Genomic DNA, 18,443 nt, shown 5'->3' on the forward strand with positions numbered 1-18,443 from the left:
TTATAATTTTTATTAACGCAATCATCTCAAACAAAAAAGTCCCGATTCTCATCGGGACTTTTTATTAATTCAATTTTTTATATCTGATGCGTTTTGGGGTAACATCGCCCAAGCGTTTTTTGCGGTTTTCTTCATAATCTGAATAGTTTCCTTCGAAGAAATAAACTTCAGAGTTACCTTCAAAAGCCAGGATGTGCGTACAGATCCTATCCAAAAACCACCTGTCGTGACTGATTACTACAGCACAACCACCAAAGTTTTCTAAGGCTTCTTCCAATGCACGTAAGGTATTTACGTCAATATCGTTGGTCGGCTCATCCAGTAGCAATACATTGGCTCCTTTTTTCAAAGTAATGGCCAAGTGCACACGGTTACGCTCACCACCTGATAAAATACCCACTTTTTTCTGCTGATCGCCACCGTTAAAGTTGAACTTTGAAACATAAGCACGTCCGTTTACGGCTTTAGTACCCAGTTGTATATTGTCTAATCCATCGGTAATATTTTCATAAACGGTTTTATCGGCATCTAAATCATTGTGCATCTGATCTACATAACCCAGTTCAACGGTTTCGCCTACACGGAAAGTACCGGCATCTGCTTCTTCCTGTCCAGTAATTAAACGGAATAATGTGGTTTTACCTGCGCCATTGGGTCCAATAATCCCCACAATACCTGCAGGAGGAAGGGAGAAGTTTAAATTATCGAACAATACTTTATCGCCATAAGCTTTGGTAACATTGGTTGCTTCAATTACCACATTACCCAAGCGTGGGCCTGCAGGAATAAAGAGTTCTAATTTATCTTCTCTTTCTCTGCCATCTTCTGAGGCTAATTTATCGTAGTTGGCTAAACGTGCTTTAGATTTTGCATGACGTGCCTTAGGCGCCATTCGTACCCATTCTAACTCACGCTCTAATGTTTTCTGGCGTTTGCTTTCTGTTTTCTCTTCCTGCGATAAACGTTTTGCTTTTTGATCTAACCAGCTGCTGTAATTCCCTTTCCATGGAATACCTTCACCGCGGTCTAACTCTAAAATCCATCCGGCCACATTATCTAAGAAATACCTATCGTGGGTAACTGCAATAACGGTTCCTTCGTAATTTTGTAAAAATTGCTCTAACCAATCGATACTTTCGGCATCCAAGTGGTTGGTAGGCTCATCCAATAATAATACATCAGGATGTTGGAGCAATAAACGGCACATGGCCACACGGCGACGCTCACCACCTGATAATACACCTATTTTAGTGTCAGGATCAGGGCAACGTAGGGCATCCATGGCCCTTTCCAATTTCGAATCAATTTCCCAAGCACCTAAAGAATCGATTTTATCCTGAAGTTCGCCCTGTCTGGCCATTAACTTATCCATTTTGTCAGGATCAGAATAGTTTTCTTCCAAACCAAAGGCCTCATTTACTTCTTCATATTCTTTTAAAATGGCGGTAACTTCGGCAACCCCTTCTTCAACCACCTCGCGAACAGTTTTTTCTGGATCTAAGATCGGTTCTTGCGCTAAATAACCCACCGAATAACCTGGTGAGAAAACCACTTCGCCCTGGTAAGATTTATCTAAACCGGCAATAATTTTTAAAAGGGATGACTTACCGGAGCCGTTTAAACCGATAACCCCGATTTTGGCACCGTAAAAGAAAGAAAGGTAAATATTTTTTAAAACCTGTTTTTGTGGCGGGTAAATTTTATTTACTCCTGCCATTGAAAAGATTATTTTTTCGTCAGACATTATAATGTATTGTTTTTAAAGTAGTTTTTAATGCTAAGATTGATATTAAAGGAAGGTTAACAGTTTTTCTTACAGACTGATTTTGCCTAACCAAATAATGGCAATGCCAAATTGCTTACAAAGATAAGAACAACAAGCCCATTACAAAGTGGTTTGTAAAGTATATCTTAACTTTTGGCGACGGCTGGATCATAATATCGAATTGAAGACTTAGAATCCCTGCTATATTATAGTGTCATCGAAACGGAATGGTATCTAAACTTTAACAAAGTATTATAACCACTTACTGTATTCTGCAAAACTTCATGCGTTAGTTATAATTTTTTCAAAAAAAAATAAACGTTACTTAAACGTTTTAATTTGATGATATATGTTTAATTCAGTACTGGATAGGCTTTTCATATTAATTTGGCCCCTAAAAATTACCATATTGCCCCTCACTCGGATAGGGATTTTAGTAGTTAATTTGTTGCAACCAACCAAATATAATAATGCACATATGAAGAAAACCAAACTATTAAAAACATTGGAATAACATCTGCTTATAGTTATCTCTATAATGGATGATTTTGCCTAATTTATCATCAAGCTCTTCACTAACTAGAAAAGCTTTCAGCTGAGTTTTGCAAAGTAAGCATATCTGCCATCATAAGGTTTGACCATATGGTGATTGGTATGCTCATGAATAAACTAATCAACAAACAATTTCAACTAAAATCAAAAAATGAGAAAAATCTACAAAAAGAATGCCCTGATTTCGGGCTGCTTATTTTTCCGTGGAGGCGTATTCCGAACGCTGCTCAGTATGCTGTTATTTTTGGGCATAGGCTTTTCGGCCTCAGCTCAGAATGAAGTAACGGTAAAAGGGGTAGTCAAAGACACTTTAGGCGGATTACCGGGGGTAAACGTTAAAGTTTCGGGAACAAGCCGCGGAATCTCTACAGATGATCTGGGAAGATATACCATAAAAGTCGCCCGTTCCGGTAAATTACTTTTTTCCTTGGTAGGTTACAAAGCACAAACTAAAGCTGTTATCGACTACGAAAATTCGGGCGATGGAACTTATGTAATTAATGTGGTGTTGAAGCCTGATGCCAATTCCCTACAGGATGTTGCAGTAGTTGGTTTTGGTACACAGAAAAAGCAAAGCGTAATCAGTTCAATCACTTCCATTAATCCAAAAGAGCTAAAAGGACCAACCAGTAACCTAACAACAATGTTGGCTGGAAGGGTGGCTGGTATGATTGCTTATCAACGTAGCGGTGAACCAGGTGCAGATAATGCTTCTTTTTTTATTCGGGGTTTAGGCAGTTTCGGTGCTGGTAAGCAAGATCCATTAATTTTGATTGATGGTGTAGAATCTACCCAAAATGATATGGCACGTTTACAGCCTGATGATATTGCTTCATTCAACGTGTTGAAAGATGCAACTGCTTCAGCAGTTTATGGGGCCAGGGGTGCAAACGGTGTGCTTTTGATTTTAACAAAAGCAGGACAGGCTGGAGAAACCAAATATTTTTTCCGTGCTGAAACATCATTATCCGGTAATACGAAAAATTTCAAATTCGCAGATAATGTTACCTATATGAAACTTGCTAACGAAGCAGCTTTGACCAGAAGCAGATTGGCGATATTACCTTACTTGCAGACTAAAATTGATGCTACGGCGGCTGGTGATAATCCGCTTTTATATCCAAATAACGACTGGATAAAAGAGTTAATTAAGGACTATACATTTAACCAACGTTATAATATGAACGTAACGGGTGGTGGAAGTAAAGCAAGCTATTACATCTCGGGTACTTATAATATTGATAACGGGGTGTTGAAAGTGGCAGATCTCAATAATTTCAATAGTAACATCAAACTTAGAAATTATTCTTTGAGATCTACGGTTAATATTAACCTAACCAACACCACTGAAGCTATTATTAGGGTTTATGGTCAGTTTGATGATTACAGAGGCCCAGTTGGTGGATATGATAGTAACGGAAATAAGATTAATGGTGGTCAGAAAATATTTAACCAGGCGCTTTGGTCAAATCCGGTAATGTTCCCTGCAGTTTATCCTGCTAGTTATCAGCCCTATTCCAAACATCCTCTATTCGGTAACGCAATTTCTCCTAGTGGATCACTTTATATTAATCCTTACGCAGAAATGGTTAAAGGATATCAGGATAACAATTCTTCAACCTTACAAACACAAATTGAACTAAAGCAAGATTTAAAAGGGGTACTGCCAGGTTTAAGTGCACGGCTGATGTCTTACGTAATCAGGTATTCCTACTTTGATATTGCGCGGAATTATAATCCTTTTTACTATTCGGCTGTTCCTAATCCGGCAGGTGGAGATATTATGCTCAACTTATTAAACAGTGGTGCACCTCCAACGTATGGACTTACCGGAACAGAATATCTGAATTATTCAGAGGGAACTAAAAGTTTAAACTCTACTTTTTATACAGAAGTAGCTGTAAATTATAATCATACTTTTAAAGAGAAACATGCGGTAACCGGAATGTTGATTACCAATATGAGGAATTATCTGGCTGCGAACGCAGGAAGTCTTCAGTTGTCGTTGCCGTCCCGTAATCAGGGCGTATCCGGACGTGCAACTTATGGATATGATAATCGCTATCTGGCAGAATTCAACTTTGGCTATAATGGATCGGAGCGTTTTGCTGCAAATAATCGTTTTGGTTTCTTCCCATCCTTTGGTTTGGGTTATTTGATCTCAAATGAAAAATTCTTCAAACCATTGAGCAGTGTATTAAGCAATGTAAAATTAAGAGCCACTTATGGGATAACCGGTAATGATCAAATTGGAAGAACTCAGGATCGTTTCTTTTATCTTTCAGAGGTAAACATGAATAACGGATCTTTTGGTGGAACATTTGGGGAGAATAACTTTTATTATAAAGATGGTATCTCAATTTCTCGTTATGCAAATCCTTTAATCACATGGGAAAAATCTAAGCAACTCAATCTTGGTTTGGATATGACCCTGTTCGATGCATTAAGTCTCAATATTGATGTATATAAACAAAACCGCTCAAATATTTTAACAGATAGGGTATATGTGCCAAGCACAATGGGACTTCAGGCGGCAGTTAAGGCCAATACCAATGAGATGGAAAGCAGGGGAGTTGACTTTTCGGCTAACTATAATAAGTCTTTTGGAAACGGCATGTATTTGCAATTAAGAGGTAATTTTACCTATGCCACTAATAAAATCTTAATCAACGATGAGCCTGCTTATAATACAAATGAGGCATACCGCTCCCGTGTAGGACTACCAAGTACACAAACTTTTGGATATATCGCAGAAAGGCTATTTGTTGACGATGCTGAAGCTAAAAATTCACCTGTGCAATTTGCCGGTAAACCTGGACTTGATTACGGTGGCGGTGATATCAAATACAGAGATGTAAATGGCGATGGTATTATATCAGAAGCAGATGCTGTGCCTATCGGATTACCACAAGCACCAGAAATTATTTATGGTTTTGGAGGAACATTTGGCTTTAAAGGTTTTGATATCTCTGCTTTTTTTCAAGGTTCTGCCCGTTCATCATTCTTTATCAATCCGCAAAATATTTCTCCTTTTGTATTTAACGGAGGTTCGCAAAATGGTCTTCTTGATGTGATTGCCAAGAGTCACTGGAGTGAAGAAAATCGTGATATATATGCATTCTGGCCACGACTGAGCGATAAATTTGTTGCTAATAATAATCAAACATCAACCTGGTGGATGCGTAATGGATCATTTTTAAGATTAAAAACGGTAGAGATTGGTTATAATCTTCCAACTAGAATCCAAAACAAACTTGGAATCAAGGCTACCCGGTTTTATTTAAATGCCAGTAATCCTACCGCATTTAGTTCATTTAGCTTGTGGGATGTCGAAATGGGTGGAAACGGTTTAGGTTACCCAGTACAAACGGTATACAATTTAGGTGTGAGTTTAAGTTTTTAAAGATTGTTAAAGAAAATACAATGAAAAATACCGAAATATTATTTCAAAATAAAAAGAAGCCTGGTTTAATGGGGTTTGCCACCATTTTAATGCTGAGTTTAGTTTTATTGGGCTCGTGTAAAAAGTATCTGGATATTGTTCCTGATAACGTGGCCACAATAGACAATGCATTTACCTTAAGAAGTGAGGCAGAAAAGTATTTATTTACCTGTTATTCCTTTTTGCCTAAAGACGGCGAACCATTATATAATATGGGGTTTATGGCCGGGGATGAAATCTGGTCAAATATAGAAGAGCGGGAATTTATTTCTTATGGTTGGCGTATAGCCAGAGGTAGCCAGAATGCCGACAATCCATTAATGGATGCATGGAATGGACGTTATCAGGGAGGGGGAAATGGTGATAACTTTGGTTTATACAAAGCGATCAGAACTTGCAATATTTTCTTGGATAATGTACAGGATCAAACCAAAGTTCCGGATCTTAAATTGGATGAAAGACAGCGCTGGATAGCAGAAGTAAAATTTTTAAAAGCATATTATAACTTTTTGCTGCTTCGTATGTATGGCCCGATTCCAATCGTAGATAAAAATCTGAATCTTGATGCATCTGTTGAGGAAGTAAGAGTTAAAAGGATGCCTTTTGATGATTGTGTAAACTATGTAAATAATTTGTTGGATGAAGCGATAACCAACTTACCCATGATTATTACCGATAGGACCAATGAGCTGGGGCGTATTACAAAACCGATCGCACTTGCAATTAAGGCTAGATTACTCCTCACGGCTGCAAGTCCTTTATTTAACGGAAATACAGATTATGCAGGCTTCAGGGATAAAGATGGGGTTGCCCTTTTTAATACTACATACGATGCTACTAAATGGATAAAGGCTAAGGATGCGGCAAAAGCTGCGGTAGATGCAGCCGAAGGTGCAGGATTTAAATTATATCAATTTCCTGGGTCACAGTTTAAATTATCTGACAGTACATTGAGGCAGCTTACCATCAGAGGAGCTTTGACGGAGAGAGTTGCTCAAAATTCTGAGCATGTTTGGGCTAACCCAAATAGTTTATCATCATTTATGCAACAGGTAGCTATGCCACGTTTAATGAAAGGTTCAGATCCGATCCCGGTAGGAGCAGCCAGACAACAATTAGCTCCTCCTATTAAAATTGCAGAAATGTTCTATACCCAGAACGGGGTGCCTATCAATGAAGATAAAACACTCGATTTCAGTAATCGCTATACCATTAGGAAAGCGGTAAAAGCAGAGCGTTTTTACATCAAAGAGGGGTATAACACTGCAAGGTTAAATTTTGACAGAGAGCCACGTTTTTATGCCGATTTAGCATTTGACGGCGCTACCTGGTACAAATATGACAGCCCTTCAGGCTCTGATGAAAATACCTATACGGTTGAAGCCAAATCTACGCAATTGGCCGGTGCAAATAACTTTGGCTGGTATAACGAAACCGGTTATTTTGTTAAGAAAGTGGTAGATTGGAATATGTCGCAAAGCAACAGCGGGGCAACATATAGAACTTATGCATGGCCGGAGGTCCGCTTAGCAGATTTATATCTGATGTATGCGGAAGCACTAAATGAGACTTTATCAAGCCCTTCTTCAGATGTGTATAATTATATTAATAAAATCAGAACCAGGGCAGGTTTACAAGGTGTAGAAACATCATGGACGAACTATTCAACCAATCCATCAAAATATACCACTAAAGATGGTATGCGCCAGATTATTCAACAGGAGCGTTTAATTGAAATGGCTTTTGAAGGTAGCCGCTATTGGGATATCAGAAGGTGGAAACGTGCAGCCGAAATGTTTAACCAGCCCATTACGGCATGGAGTGTAAACCAGCCTGACGAGCAGTCTTATTATCGTGTGAGAACGGTATTAAGCCAGAATTTTATAGCACCGCGTGATTATTTGTGGCCAATTAGAACTTATGATTTGACAGTTAACCCTAATCTGGTACAAAACCCTGGATGGTAAAATTATCATTAATCAATAGAAAAATATGAAAAAGATTAATAAACTATTTTTTTTGGTGCTATCGATGGTGGTAGTATCATTTATAGGATGTAAGCAGGATGCACTTATACCATTCGAGAAGAATGAAACGCCACCAGGGCAGGTTTCTAACATTTTAGTAGAGAACGGTCCGGCAAATGCAAAAATTAGCTATACCTTGCCTATTGATAAGGATTTACTTTATGTTAAAGCGGTATATAAATTGGCAAATGGTACGGTGGCTGAAGTTAAAGCATCTTATTATAGCAACAGCCTATTGGTAGAAGGCTTTGGCGATATCAATGAGCATGAAGTTATGATTTATGCTGTAAACAGAAGTGAGGTCGCTTCAGCACCAACAATTGTCAAAATAAAACCTTTGGAAAACCCAATCAGGGGTGTGTTCAGAAACCTAAAAGTGATACCTGATTTTGCAGGGATTAACTTTACATCAAGCAATCCGGCCAAAGCCGATTTATCCATTGAAGTAATGATCATGAAAAATGGTAAATATGAATCGCTGGGTAAAAACATATACACTTCTGCGGCAGATATTAACCAGTCAATCCGTGGTTTGGATACACTTACCAGTAAATTTGCCATTACTATTCGCGACAGGTGGTTAAATTATAGCGATACCTTATATACTACCTTAAAGCCGCTGTATGAAACAGCGCTTTCTAAATCACTGTATAAGGCCTTAAAACTTCCAACAGATGCAGTACAGACTTACACTTCAACTGCATTAGAGAATATGTGGGATAATAATTTTATTGATTGGCCAAGGTGTTCACTTACAGATGTAACACAGATAACACCACAATGGGTAACTTTCGATATCGGAAAACCTGCTGTTTTAAGCAGAATTGTAGTGTGGAACTATCCGGAATATCTGAATGCCGGAAGGATGTATTATTATGGTGGAAATTTAAAGGATTTTGAGATTTGGGCATCGGATAACCCTCCTGCAGATGGTAGCTTTAATAATTGGGTAATGATTGGATCGTATAAATCTACAAAACCATCAGGTAGTGCTTATGGTGTTCAAACATCAGAAGATTATGCCTTTGCCAATGCCGGTATCAGTTATACTTTTGGAGCTGTTGCTAAAAAATTCCGTTATCTGCGTATTAAATCTAATAAAAACTGGCAGGGTACAACTTTTCAATCCATTTCTGAGATTCAATGTTATGGAGATCCGCGATAGCGATTTAAGTTTCATTTAAAAATTATAAAGATGAATAATTATAAATCAAAAAAATATAAAAAGTTAACTGTTTTTGCCTTGCTTATATTGGTTGCAGGCATTTACAGTGCCTGTACCAAACAGGATGACTTTAAGAAATTTGTAGCAGGTGGTGAAATTTCTTACACAGGTAAGCTGGATTCTGTGAAAATGTATTCTGGTGATTCGAGAGTAGTGTTAAAAGGACTTTTTCTGGCAGATCCTAAAGTTGTAAGTTGTAAAATATTTTGGAACAACAAAAAAGATTCGATAGTAATCCCGGTTGTGAAAAAAAATATTGTAGATACGCTTAATTACTCTATACCCATTAGTGCGGAAGGTTTGCAGAATTTTACCATATACACTTATGATAAAGCGGGTAATAAATCTATTCCAGTTTATGCCAATGCCAGATCTTATGGAGATCGTTATAAAGCTTCATTAAGTAACCGCGGTATTTCCACAGCGGTTAAAGGAACAGATGGCAACGCAACCATCCAGTGGTTAGGTATGGATAAATTAACTGGCGTTTTTACAACTGAGCTTCAGTATACAAATTCAAGCAATACGCTGGTTACGGTTAGAACACCAATTGATTCTACCAAAACAATTCTTAAAAATTACAAGAGTGGTTCAACATTTAAGTACCGCACATTGTTTCTGCCAGATACAAATTGCGTAGATACTTTCAGAGTAGCTTATTCTGCCAATCTCGCTGTAGATGAAGATATGACCAGCTTATTGTCGAATACCGGCCCATTTGTAAGAGCTGCTTATGATGGATCAAGATGGGGGACATTAGCCGGATGGACCACCAGTGCAGGTGCCAAAAATATCAACAATAATCAATACGGTGGATATGAGTTAAGAAGTGGCGTTGGTGTATTGTCTTTCGAATCCGGCTGGGGAATCAATACACCTGTTACCAATGGTCTTATTTATCAAACCATCACATTGCCCGCAGGCAAATATACTTTTAGGTTATCCGGTATTGATCAGAATAGTGGAGGGTCAAGGTATATTGCTGTTGCTGCAGGTAATACCTTACCTAATGTAACTGATATTCCGGCTGCAGCTATTGCTTATGCTAATATCGCTGATGGTGAATTGAATTTTTCACTTACGCAACAAACTACTGTATCAATAGGTTTCGCTGTATCGATAGATAATTCTGGCCAATATATAAAAGTTAAAAGCGTCAAATTATTGAAGTGGGCTAAATAATTTTATCACCCTAAGCTTAATTGCTTAGGGTGTTTTTATTCAGAATTTCTTTAGCAAACATAGAAACAAGCCTTTAATTCTTGATTCTGACCTGCTATTGCCTAAATTTTTTTCTCACTAAATAACGACTAAATGAAAACTCAATCAAGAAAATATTTTATTGCAGCATGTTTTATTATTGCCCTATCTGTTGGGTGTAAAAAAACTGAAAAAGTAACAGAAACCACAACTACTAAGACGGAGGTAACCGGTTCTGTCGCTACGTTAACCACTACCGAATTTACTTCCATTACAACAACCGGAGCGATAAGTGGAGGAACCATTACCAATAAGGGAAGTTTTGCTGTTACTGACCAGGGGATTTGCTGGAGTACCTCACCAAAACCCACTATAGAAAGTAAGAAGGTTGGTGTTATTAGCATTAATGGGGCAGGTGTTTTTACCAGTCAGCTTACAGGTTTAACTGCCTCTACTAAATATTATGTCAGAGCCTTCGCCATTAATAAAGCAGGAGTTGCTTACGGTAATGAAATCGAACTCACCACAGCCAGTATAGCCAGCTCAACATTTGGTTTTTCGCCTATGTATATTATAGGCTCAACGGTAGCAGCAGCAGATATTGAAGTGCTAACAGATGGTGGAGATGCCATTACAGAACGGGGCATTGTTTATGCTTCCTTACCCAATCCTACCATCAGCAACAGCAAAGTGAAGCATAATAATGCCGGACTTGGTAAGTTTAGAGTGAGTTTAAAAGACCTTACGCCAAAAACCACCTATTATATCAGGGCTTATGCCATTAATGCAAAAGGCGTGAGTTATAGTAATGAAGTTACCTTTAAAACCATTGCAAAAGGTAATTTCACCTACACCTTTAACAAATCTCAGAATCCTGGAGCAGAAGAGCTTGCAGCATATGGCAGGTTACAGGTGGCTATTGATAGTGCACTTTGGTATTTTAATAATTATACCTCTGTTACGAAACACGTGTATTTAAATTATGTTGATGGTGTACCAACAGCTGATGCCAACAATCAAGGCTGGATGCGGTTTGGAACCAATTCTTCCTATCAAAACCTCAGAACAATGCTTCATGAAGGTTCGCACACTTTAGGTACCGGAACTTCTTCGTGGTGGTGGAATACACTTGTAAATGGTAAACTGCAGGCACCAAGCGTAACAGCAATATTGAGGCTGATCACAAATGACAATACAGCCCAACTTAGTGGTGATAGCCAACATTACTGGCCTTATGGCCTTAATCAGAATTCAGAGGTTACTTCAAGCTGGGATTTTGCCTATACCTGCTTAATTATTGAAGCCATGCGCAAAGATGGTTTAACAGAATTCAGCGGACCCTATACCCCATAATAATTAGATCTGATGTAATAGCATCAGCCATTTTCATTAGTACAATGAAAAATTAATATTCATTTTAAAGCTGCCTGATTTTTAGATTTTCCCGGTTGTAAATAACAGCCAAGGAAATCTAAAACTCGTAAACCATCAATCCTAATCTTTTTTTAATGTGATTTATAGGTGGTGCTGTAAAGAAAATAGATGATTTTTTCTTAGTGCCCAAAATAAATGCAAAAAAATATGCTTGTTATTTTTTAGATAGTTGGCCTATGAAGGTGAATAATAGGTTTGTTAATGGTTTTTAGTTGAGTTTAAGTGATTGAGGTTATGTTTTGTTTAATTTTTTTAAGAATAGTCAGATAATTGGCGTATTTTATCGGGAAATATAAAAATTAGCGTTAATTATCCCTATGAAATTCGAGAATGAAATTTTAAAACCCATTTTTTATTTAATTTATACAAGCGTAGAGAGCGACCTATTTAATAAAGATGAACTTAAAGTGTTGCTTAATCAGTGTAAGGATTTTAATAACCGAAATAATATTACCGGGATATTATTGTATGTAAGAGGTCAGCAAATTACAAAGAGTAAAGGGAGGTTTATGCAATTGCTTGAAGGAGATGAACGGATCATCCGCAGACTTTTTAAAAAAATTGTAAATGACGAACGCCATGAATCAGTTGCTTTACTCCAAATTGGCAAATATGACCGACGCTGCTTTACAGATTGGAGTGTGGGGTTTGAACAGGCCGCAGAAGAACTTTATCAATCATTATCAGGCCATTTCGATTTAAATGATTTAGTTTCACGATGTAATAAACTTGGTGCCACTGATGTTCCGTTGCAGTTTTTGCAGAAGTTATCCTCAAACAATAAAGCGCAATTTGCTGAAACGTTTTTATAGCCCAACTGTTAAAGCCCCTTACCTAAGGGTATACCTATTCTTTTTCTTTATGATAAATGAATTACAATAAACTACTATGTTAAAAAACAAAAACAACCTAATTACAGTTAACTTCGTATTAAGGTTATTATAGGTAGGGTCGATTGAATTCGTTTGTTGATTTTTATCTAATGAAATTGTTAAATGATGTCACGTTGTTTTTGTTTTTCTGTCAAAACTTGTAAATTGCCTTAGTAAAAAGATACATATTGTCAGTTTTTGACGGCGAAAAAATCCTTACAATAAACCGACAATGTAATATCTGTAATCGGATGTTTTTGGCAAATGTCCCTTTAAAACCTATAGAACACTTATTACGTAGATAGATATAAATAAAATAATATTTGTCGAAGCGATAGTCTTACATTGAATTTTGGGTTCTCAGGCATTCGAAAGCCTCTTTATCCACCCATATGGCGCAATTGTTGATAAAATAAAGAAAACAGTACGTTCGTTTTTATAAAGTTATTTTATAGTTTAGGGACGTAGCTGTTAAGAAAGGTATTATGGAAGCAAAATTTTCACCACAGGTTAAAGATGTAATCTCTTTTAGTAGGGAGGAAGCGCTCCGCTTAGGGCACGATTACATCGGAACCGAGCATTTATTATTGGGCCTCATCCGCGAAGGCGATGGCATGGCTATAAAAATTTTACGATCGTTAGGAGTTGATACCGGTAAATTGCGCCGCTCAATTGAAGATGCCGTTCGCGGTACTTCGAGTGTTACAGTAAACTTAGGCAATATTCCATTAACAAAACAGGCAGAAAAAGTTCTAAAAATTACTTACTTAGAAGCCAAAATATTTAAAAGCGATTTAATTGGCACCGAGCATTTGTTGTTATCGGTTTTGAGAGATGATGATAATATCGCCTCACAGATCTTATTACAGTATGGTGTTACTTACGATGTTTTTAAACAGGAGGTTGAAGTGAATAAAAATGGTTTTAGAGATGATATCTCAAATAGTGCTTCCACAGGAGGCGATGACGATTATCGCGAAGAGGAAAGCTTTAGTACACCTAAAAAGGTTTCGGATATAAAATCTAAGACCCCTGTTTTGGATAATTTCGGCCGTGATTTAACAAAAGCGGCAGAAGAAGGTCGTTTAGACCCAATTGTAGGGCGCGAGAAAGAAATTGAACGCGTATCGCAGATTTTATCCCGCAGAAAAAAGAACAATCCAATTTTAATTGGAGAGCCGGGTGTGGGTAAGTCTGCAATTGCAGAAGGCCTAGCCTTACGCATTGTGCAACGTAAAGTTTCGCGTGTGCTTTTTGGCAAACGTGTAGTTACATTAGATTTGGCATCGCTGGTGGCCGGTACAAAATACCGTGGCCAATTTGAAGAACGTATGAAAGCCGTGATGAACGAGCTTGAAAAATCTACTGATGTAATTTTATTTATTGATGAGATCCATACCATTGTTGGTGCTGGTGGCGCATCAGGTTCATTAGATGCATCCAATATGTTCAAACCTGCTTTGGCTAGGGGCGAAATTCAATGTATTGGTGCTACAACATTAGATGAATATCGTCAGTACATTGAAAAAGATGGAGCTTTAGACCGTCGTTTCCAAAAAGTGATGGTAGAGCCTGCTACACCAGATGAAACTGTAGAGATTTTAACACGCATAAAAGATAAGTACGAAGAACACCATGGTGTAACTTATACTGATGAAGCTATTTTAGCTTGCGTTACTTTAACATTGCGTTATATTTCTGATCGCTTCTTACCTGATAAAGCCATTGATGCTTTAGATGAGGCAGGTTCGCGTGTTCACTTAACCAACATTCATGTTCCTCAGAACATTATTGATATTGAAGCTAAAATTGAAGATATCAAATTAGAGAAAAACAAGGTTGTACGTAGCCAGAAATATGAAGAAGCTGCAAAACTACGCGATACAGAGAAAAATTTAATTGAAGAATTAGATAAAGCTAAAGCAGAGTGGGAAGCCGAAACTAAAACTAAACGTTACGAAGTATCAGAAGATAATGTAGCCGAAGTGGTTTCGATGATGACTGGCATTCCGGTACAACGTGTTGGACAAACAGACAGTGCTAAACTGTTGAACATGTACGATAAAGTTGCTGAGAAAATTATTGGTCAGGATGATGCGATCAAAAAATTAACCAAAGCGATCCAACGTACAAGAGCAGGATTAAAAGATCCTAAAAAACCAATTGGTTCATTTATTTTCCTAGGTCCAACCGGTGTAGGTAAAACAGAATTGGCAAAAGAACTAGCCCGTTTTATGTTCGATAGCGATGATGCTTTGATCCAGATCGACATGAGTGAGTATATGGAGAAATTTGCAGTATCACGTTTAGTGGGAGCGCCTCCAGGATATGTAGGTTATGAAGAAGGCGGGCAATTAACTGAAAAAGTTAGAAGAAAACCTTATGCGGTAATTTTATTGGATGAGATTGAAAAAGCGCACCCTGACGTATTCAATATCTTATTACAGGTTTTAGATGAAGGGCAGTTAACCGATAGTTTAGGCCGTAAAGTTGATTTTAGAAATACAATCATCATCATGACATCTAATATTGGTGCCCGTCAACTAAAGGATTTTGGTCAAGGCGTTGGTTTCTCTACAACAGCAAAAACAAATCAGGCCGATTCTCACAGCCGTGGTGTAATCGAAAGTGCTTTAAAACGTGCTTTTGCTCCTGAATTTTTAAATCGTGTTGATGATGTAGTGGTATTTAATAGCTTAGGAAAAGAAGAAATCTTCAGAATTATAGATATCGAACTAAAAGCTTTATTTGGTCGCGTTCATACCCTTGGTTATGAAATTGCATTAACTGAAAACGCTAAAGAATATATTGCTGAGAAAGGTTTTGATAGCAATTTTGGTGCTCGTCCGTTAAAAAGAGCAATCCAGAAATATTTAGAAGATCCAATTGCAGAAGAGATTCTTAAAGGTGAATTAGCTGAAGGTGACGTTTTAGAAATTGATTATGACAAAACTACCGAACTGATTTTGATCAACCACAAAAAAGGCGAAAAGAAAAAAGAAGAGCCAAAACAAGAAGAAGATTCTTCAAGTAAATAAATAAGAAACTCCCGATAAAAATCGGGAGTTTTTTTGTTTAAGATATTAGCCTACTATTTAGCTGTTTTTTGGAATATAAAAAAATAGGTAGAAATTATTTTTTATAAAGAAAATCATTGTACCTTTCCTTAAACTATTCCTTATTAATGAAACCAATTACCTTTTGCTTGGCGTGTTTAGCGCTATGTTGTGCATTGTCCTGTAAAAAAGGAGCTGATTCCGATACATCAGATACAACATCTAAAACATTAAAAATAGAAATTTCTACGGCAACGAACATCAATAACGATGTGCTGTTAAAACTGGTTAATGATACCCGTTTGGCTGGTTGTAATTGCGGTACTACTAAAATGCCGCCTGTTGCGGCTTTAACCTGGAATGCCAACCTGGCCGCGGCTGCAATTTATCAAAGTAAATACATGGCATCGATTAAAAGCATGGTACACACCTCTGCAAATGGCGAAACAGTTGGTTTGAGGGTTACGGCTACTGGCTATAACTGGACAACTGTGGGGGAGAATATTGCATTAGGGCAAACTACAGAAGCACAGGTTTTTAATGATTGGATTGCCAGCGAAAGTCACTGCAAAAATATCATGACTGCATCTTTTAAAGAAATGGGTGCAGCCAAAACAGATAACTACTGGGTACAGGTTTTTGCGGCTAAATAAGAAAATTAATTAAAGAGGGTCGTCATTTCGAGCGGAGAGTAACGCAGCCGAGAAATCTGTCTTGATAGATTTCTCCGTTTCGCTATGCTTCAGTCGAAATGACGACTTATTTATATTAAGTTCGTCATTCAAATCAACTCCATCAATGCCTTATAGTAGTTATCATAATTTTCGGGTTCGGTATTTAAAAACAGGAAAGGTTCTATCAATTCCAGTTCCATCAACAAAAACTCGCCATTAACAAAAGTACCATCAACCCGCGCATACAGGCAATCTTTGGCAAATAACGTTACATATTGTTGTGCAGTAGCAGCCAGTTCTTCACTTGGTTTTTGTGGATGTACAGAGCCACCGTGTGCCGGTTGTACCCTGAAATCGCCAGGTTTAGCCTGTTTGATTAACGAATGACTATATTCACCATTAAAGAAAATGAAAGACCATTCGCCGCCTTCCAAAATCTCGGGTAGAAAAGGTTGAATGATAAAATCTTCATTTTGGATAAGAAGGTTTAATTTTTGATTAACCTCGTTCACATTATCAAAAGTTACCTTGAAGGTATTTTTTGCGCCACCACCACTCACACATGGTTTTACAATTAATTTATGGGTATTAAATTCTTCAAAGAAATGCGCAAGATTTACTTTTTCTTGATTTTGAATAAAAAAACTAGGCGTAACTTTTAATCCTGCTGCTTCAATTTCTCTCAGATACTTTTTGTTTGCATTCCATCTTACTACCTCTATCGGATTAAGCAATTTTATTTTTTTTGCTTCTAAGTAATCAAGCCAAAGGTAAAATTCTTCAATTAGGTCAAAATAATCCCATGGTGATTTTAAAATAGCATGCGAATAATCTTCCCAGTTTACATCCCGATCGTTCCAGATTACTTTTTTAATGTTCAGTCCTTTTTCTTTCAGGAAATTTAAGAGTTTATCATCCTCACTTTCAACTGTGGCGCTATCATAAGCTCCTTTATCTAGGTAGGTTACTAATGCAATATTCATAAAGCTAAACTAAGTTTAATCAATGTAGATTACAAATCCACGGTTCAAAGCGCCACGATTACAAATTGTGACCAACAATATTTGAGATGGCCGTGATGATAAAACCACGGCCTTGAGCGCTGAGGGCTTTCTCCTCAAAATTTTTAAAACAGACTCGCCTGGTTACTTGGGATCTTAAATAAAGTATGGTCTAAAATAATATCCTTCACATTTAAGCCATTTAAACGGCAGTGAAGTCTGAAATTATCCCTGATCATCTGTGAAATATTGCCATCACCACGCATACGGTCTCCAAATCTGCTATCGTTAACATGCCCACCATGGCAACTCTGAATCATATGCCAAACTTTATCAAAACGATCTGGAAAATTTTTCAGCAGCCAGTCTTCAAATATCTGTCCAATGGCACCATTTAACCGAACCACCGTATAACCCGCTTTAATGGCACCAGCATTTGCTATCGCCTTTAAAATTTTAGGAATTTCATGGTCGCTTAAACCAGGCACAAGAGGAGCAACCATAACCCCCATAGGGATTCCATCTTTACTAAGTTCCTCCACAACCTTTAAGCGCTGTTTAGCAGTTGTAGTACGGGGTTCCATCACCTGCCTCAAATCTTCATTTAAGCTATTGATGGAAACATAAACCATGCAGAGATTCAACTTCGCCATTTCTTGCAGAATATCCCGATCGCGAAGGATAAGTGAATTTTTGGTAATCATACCAATGGGCTGCTTGTAGGCCAATGCAATTTCAAGCAGCTGCCTGGTGAGTTTAAACTTTCTTTCGGCAGGTTGGTAACAATCGGTATTACCAGAAAGAGAAATGGTGGTCGCATCCCAACCCTTTTTCTCGAGGAATTTTTTAAATAGCGCTGGGGCCTCCTTTTTAACGATTATTTTCCGTTCAAACTCAATCCCTGCACTATAACCCCAGTATTGATGTGAGTTGCGGGCATAACAATAGGTACAGCCATGTTCGCAACCCTGGTAGGGATTTAAAGAATAAGCCATGCCCACATCGGGGCTGTCAACTTTGTTTACAATGGTTTTCGAATTTTCAAAAATAAAGGATGTTTTACGATCGCTTTCTTCCCAATCGTCTATTCCTTCATCATGCTCTTTTACGTAAACATCCTTTAAAAATTTGTTGTGTGGATTAACTTGAGCGCCTCGTCCCTTAAAATATTGTTTTTCTTCTTCGCCAATCATAA

General features: G+C 37.7%; 11 protein-coding genes. 8 read left to right on the forward strand and 3 right to left on the reverse strand.

The window, feature by feature from the left end; translation table 11 throughout:
• Positions 1 to 64 precede the first annotated feature (64 nt).
• Positions 65 to 1,744, reverse strand: a complete 1,680-nt coding sequence (ettA, locus tag HDC90_RS04720) for an energy-dependent translational throttle protein EttA (RefSeq protein ID WP_184464364.1) — start codon at positions 1,742 to 1,744, stop codon at positions 65 to 67.
• A 724-nt stretch (positions 1,745 to 2,468) separates the two neighbouring features.
• Here ettA and HDC90_RS04725 point away from each other — a divergent pair.
• From HDC90_RS04725 to HDC90_RS04760, 8 genes are all read left to right on the forward strand, one after another.
• Complete coding sequence (locus HDC90_RS04725) at positions 2,469 to 5,720, forward strand: TonB-dependent receptor (RefSeq protein ID WP_184464366.1); 3,252 nt, start codon at positions 2,469 to 2,471, stop codon at positions 5,718 to 5,720.
• 20 nt (positions 5,721 to 5,740) lie between these two features.
• Positions 5,741 to 7,726, forward strand: coding sequence for a RagB/SusD family nutrient uptake outer membrane protein (locus tag HDC90_RS04730; RefSeq protein WP_221451788.1), 1,986 nt, complete (start codon positions 5,741 to 5,743; stop codon positions 7,724 to 7,726).
• Positions 7,727 to 7,751: 25 nt separating this feature from the next.
• Complete coding sequence (locus HDC90_RS04735; protein ID WP_184464368.1) at positions 7,752 to 8,951, forward strand: DUF5000 domain-containing lipoprotein; 1,200 nt, start codon at positions 7,752 to 7,754, stop codon at positions 8,949 to 8,951.
• A gap of 30 nt (positions 8,952 to 8,981) precedes the next feature.
• Entirely contained in the window at positions 8,982 to 10,193 is a 1,212-nt protein-coding gene (locus tag HDC90_RS04740; protein WP_184464370.1) for a DUF4998 domain-containing protein, read from the forward strand.
• Between the two features lie 132 nt (positions 10,194 to 10,325).
• Positions 10,326 to 11,564 (forward strand): fibronectin type III domain-containing protein, encoded by a 1,239-nt coding sequence (locus tag HDC90_RS04745; RefSeq protein ID WP_184464372.1) that lies wholly within the window; start codon positions 10,326 to 10,328, stop codon positions 11,562 to 11,564.
• A 398-nt stretch (positions 11,565 to 11,962) separates the two neighbouring features.
• A complete protein-coding gene (locus tag HDC90_RS04750) occupies positions 11,963 to 12,457 on the forward strand; it encodes a BLUF domain-containing protein (RefSeq protein ID WP_184464374.1) in 495 nt (164 codons plus the stop codon).
• 545 nt (positions 12,458 to 13,002) lie between these two features.
• A complete protein-coding gene (locus HDC90_RS04755) occupies positions 13,003 to 15,555 on the forward strand; it encodes an ATP-dependent Clp protease ATP-binding subunit (protein ID WP_184464375.1) in 2,553 nt (850 codons plus the stop codon).
• 146 nt (positions 15,556 to 15,701) lie between these two features.
• A complete protein-coding gene (locus HDC90_RS04760) occupies positions 15,702 to 16,226 on the forward strand; it encodes a CAP domain-containing protein (RefSeq protein WP_184464377.1) in 525 nt (174 codons plus the stop codon).
• Between the two features lie 128 nt (positions 16,227 to 16,354).
• On the opposite strand, the gene HDC90_RS04765 is transcribed toward HDC90_RS04760, so the two are convergent.
• Together HDC90_RS04765 and HDC90_RS04770 are read right to left on the reverse strand one after the other, a co-directional pair.
• Entirely contained in the window at positions 16,355 to 17,230 is an 876-nt protein-coding gene (locus HDC90_RS04765; protein WP_184464379.1) for a RimK family alpha-L-glutamate ligase, read from the reverse strand.
• Between the two features lie 143 nt (positions 17,231 to 17,373).
• Positions 17,374 to 18,441, reverse strand: coding sequence for a PA0069 family radical SAM protein (locus tag HDC90_RS04770; RefSeq protein ID WP_184464381.1), 1,068 nt, complete (start codon positions 18,439 to 18,441; stop codon positions 17,374 to 17,376).
• Between the last annotated feature and the right edge of the window lie 2 nt (positions 18,442 to 18,443).

The organism is Pedobacter sp. AK013 (assembly GCF_014205835.1).
Classification (GTDB): domain Bacteria; phylum Bacteroidota; class Bacteroidia; order Sphingobacteriales; family Sphingobacteriaceae; genus Pedobacter.

Coding starts and splice junctions, on each gene's coding strand:
- ettA (WP_184464364.1), bottom strand. CDS start 1,744: ATGTCTGACGAAAAAATAATCTTTTCAATGGCAGGAGTAAATAAAATT.
- HDC90_RS04725 (WP_184464366.1), top strand. CDS start 2,469: ATGAGAAAAATCTACAAAAAGAATGCCCTGATTTCGGGCTGCTTATTT.
- HDC90_RS04730 (WP_221451788.1), top strand. CDS start 5,741: ATGAAAAATACCGAAATATTATTTCAAAATAAAAAGAAGCCTGGTTTA.
- HDC90_RS04735 (WP_184464368.1), top strand. CDS start 7,752: ATGAAAAAGATTAATAAACTATTTTTTTTGGTGCTATCGATGGTGGTA.
- HDC90_RS04740 (WP_184464370.1), top strand. CDS start 8,982: ATGAATAATTATAAATCAAAAAAATATAAAAAGTTAACTGTTTTTGCC.
- HDC90_RS04745 (WP_184464372.1), top strand. CDS start 10,326: ATGAAAACTCAATCAAGAAAATATTTTATTGCAGCATGTTTTATTATT.
- HDC90_RS04750 (WP_184464374.1), top strand. CDS start 11,963: ATGAAATTCGAGAATGAAATTTTAAAACCCATTTTTTATTTAATTTAT.
- HDC90_RS04755 (WP_184464375.1), top strand. CDS start 13,003: ATGGAAGCAAAATTTTCACCACAGGTTAAAGATGTAATCTCTTTTAGT.
- HDC90_RS04760 (WP_184464377.1), top strand. CDS start 15,702: ATGAAACCAATTACCTTTTGCTTGGCGTGTTTAGCGCTATGTTGTGCA.
- HDC90_RS04765 (WP_184464379.1), bottom strand. CDS start 17,230: ATGAATATTGCATTAGTAACCTACCTAGATAAAGGAGCTTATGATAGC.
- HDC90_RS04770 (WP_184464381.1), bottom strand. CDS start 18,441: ATGATTGGCGAAGAAGAAAAACAATATTTTAAGGGACGAGGCGCTCAA.